4 protein-coding genes are annotated in these 2,540 nt (G+C 52.9%); all 4 read left to right on the plus strand.

The features are described from left to right. Positions 1-799 precede the first annotated feature (799 nt). The 4 genes from HZB34_02145 (at position 800) to HZB34_02160 (ending at position 2,182) form a co-directional block, all read left to right on the plus strand. Positions 800-991 (plus strand): type II toxin-antitoxin system HicB family antitoxin, encoded by a 192-nt coding sequence (locus HZB34_02145; GenBank protein MBI5314754.1) that lies wholly within the window; start codon positions 800-802, stop codon positions 989-991. Further along, positions 988-1,167, plus strand: a complete 180-nt coding sequence (locus HZB34_02150; GenBank protein ID MBI5314755.1) for a type II toxin-antitoxin system HicA family toxin — start codon at positions 988-990, stop codon at positions 1,165-1,167. The genes HZB34_02145 and HZB34_02150 overlap by 4 nt, the downstream gene beginning before the upstream one ends. A 485-nt stretch (positions 1,168-1,652) precedes the next feature. Then, entirely contained in the window at positions 1,653-1,898 is a 246-nt protein-coding gene (locus HZB34_02155) for a type II toxin-antitoxin system RelE/ParE family toxin (GenBank protein ID MBI5314756.1), read from the plus strand. After that, on the plus strand, positions 1,895-2,182 hold the full coding sequence (locus HZB34_02160) for an XRE family transcriptional regulator (GenBank protein MBI5314757.1): 288 nt from the start codon (positions 1,895-1,897) through the stop codon (positions 2,180-2,182). The genes HZB34_02155 and HZB34_02160 overlap by 4 nt, the downstream gene beginning before the upstream one ends. Positions 2,183-2,540: the final 358 nt, after the last annotated feature.

Consider the following 2,540-nt stretch of genomic DNA (forward strand, 5'->3'; position numbering starts at 1 on the left):
GGGCTTTACAGGTGAGAGGGCCTGACGACCCACGCTGACACCCGGTCTCGGGGCGACCATGGAACCGACGGTCTATCAGGCCCCAATGCTTCATGCGCGACAGTATTATGCCGTATGCCCAGAGATACAAGGAACAGTTTCCCGGCGCGTGGCGATCCGGCGGGAGACAGAAAAGGGGTCGGGAATGTTTTCTCTGGCCTACACATGGGACCACTCCTCTCAGCCACTCCCCTACAGTTCCTCCTAATTCTCCACGATCCGCTCCCCTGCTTGCCGTCGCAGCTTGTTTGCTTGGTGTATTAGGTTTGTCTGGTCTCTCTTGTCTCTCTTGTCTCTCTTGTCTGTCTCGTCTATCTGGTGTCCCAAGTTAACCGAGTCTCCCAACCGAAGCGCCGAGACGACAGGACGAACAAGATGGACCAGACAGACAAGACAGACCAAATAGACCAACGAGAGGTATTATGGGGAAAACTTATCTGATTCTGCCGGTTTCCACAACTGATTGGAGGTTTGGGGCAAAGAGTGTTGGAGGCGTTTCGGAAGGTTGAGGTTGAGGTCGCGAGTGGTGAGTGGTCACTTGTAAGTGGACAGTAGTGAGTAGCGAGTGGGGAAGAGTGTTGGAGGGGTGAAAATTGGTGAGTCGTTAGTGGCGAGTGGCAAGTGGTGAAGATAGGTTGGGGTTGAGGGAGACGAGAAAGGTTGAGGTTCAGGTTGAGCAGGGAGGCCAGGATGTTGGAGTCTTGAACAAAGGTTGAGGCTGCCTCTTTGCAATCCAAACGACTGAGGCTATAATGCTCGTATGCAATCGACTCATTACATCTACTGGCAAGACGGGGAACAATGGTTGGGATATTTGCAGGACTATCCCGACTACTGGACGCAGGGGCAATCCCTCGAAGAGTTGCAGTCTCATCTCCGGGACCTCTACCACGATCTTATGAGTGGAGAGATCCCAGGCATCCGCAAGCTCGCTGAACTGACGCTCCGGTGAAACGCAAGGATCTTATCCGGCAGCTTGAAACCGTCGGTTGTCTGTTAGTTCGGCACGGCGGAAAGCACGACTGGTACCACAACCCAACCACGAAGATTTCTCAGCCAGTTCCACGGCATACCGAGATCAACGAACATCTTGCCAAACGTATTCTGAAAATGTTGGGCACTCCCTAGCCGTGCACGATGAGGGGGGAGGCTGGGAGTTCTGGGTGCTGAGTTGGAATGCTGAATTAGGAATGTGGAATGAGGAATGAGAGGTTGGAGGTGTGAGGGTGGAGGCAAGAAGAAAGGTTGAGGTTGAGGCTAAGGTTGAGCGAAAGAGGTCGAGGCTGAAGGCTGATGACTGAAGGCTGAAGGGGGGAAGAGTGTTTGAGGTTAGAGGTTGGAGGATGGAGGCGACTGGGGGAAGGTTGAGGTTAAGGTTAAGGTTGAGCAGGGGGAGGAGTTCTGAATTAGGAATGTGGAATGTGGAATTATGAATGAGGGGTTAGAGGCGGGCAATTGCACGCGCACGACTGACGGGACGGGCGAGAAAGGGTCGCAGGCTGAGGGGGAAGAGTGTTGGAGGATAGAGGCTAGAGGTTCGAGTTTCGAAGCTGGAAGAGAGGTTGACGCTTATACAATATTCTGTATACACTCTATTCCGTGAAACGGGTCGTATGGCTAGGGGCCTCTCGGGGTTAGATCCATCGGATTGGAAGCCCATGCCTCGCGTGGGCACCGGTGTTCAGGAGATACGGATTCACTGCGACAACGAGTACCGGGTGATCTATCTCGCGAAGTTGGCAGAGGCGGTCTATGTCTTACATGCTTTTGAGAAGAAGACGCAGAAGACCCCACATGCAGCCCTTGGTGTCGCGCGTCGACGGCTTCAACTTTTGTTGAGTCAGAGGAGGCATACATGAAAAAGCGAGTATCCACGTGCAATATCTTTCGGGATCTAGGATTCAAGGCGGAAGAAGCGGAAAACCTCAAACTCCGAGCCATGCTCATGGTTGAGCTTGAGAAACATATCCGAGAGAAACGCCTGACACAAAAACGGGCCGCCGAACGCCTCGGCGTTACTCAGCCTCGAATCAGCGACCTTATGCGCGGGAAGATCAATCTCTTCAGCTTGGACACCGTCATCACCATGCTGACCCAGGCCGGCCTGAAAGTTGATGTCAAGGTCAGCCGACCCGCTGCCTGAACTCTGTCCTATACTTGAGACTACCCCTCTTAGCCACTTCCCGACATGTGCTTCTGCTTCTCCACGACCCACTACCCTACTTGCCGTCCAGCTTGGTTGTTTGGTCTCTCTGGTCTGTCTCGTCTATTCGGTCTGTCTGGTCTGTCTGGTCTATCTTGTCTGTTTGGTCTATCCGGTACATCTGGAGTTTATAGTTATCCGAATCTGCCAACCAGACAGACTAGAACCTATCTCAAAATCGATTTGCGAAGACAGAGCAGTTTCGCTTTATGAGTATCCGCCATGAGCAACCTGCAGAATCCTTGGAAATATGCCGTCACTACACTGGAGTTCGCATGCGTGAACGCTCGGCGGGCTA

The sequence above is a fragment of the Nitrospirota bacterium genome (genome assembly GCA_016219645.1).
In the GTDB taxonomy this organism is placed as follows: Bacteria; Nitrospirota; Nitrospiria; order Nitrospirales; family Nitrospiraceae; genus Palsa-1315.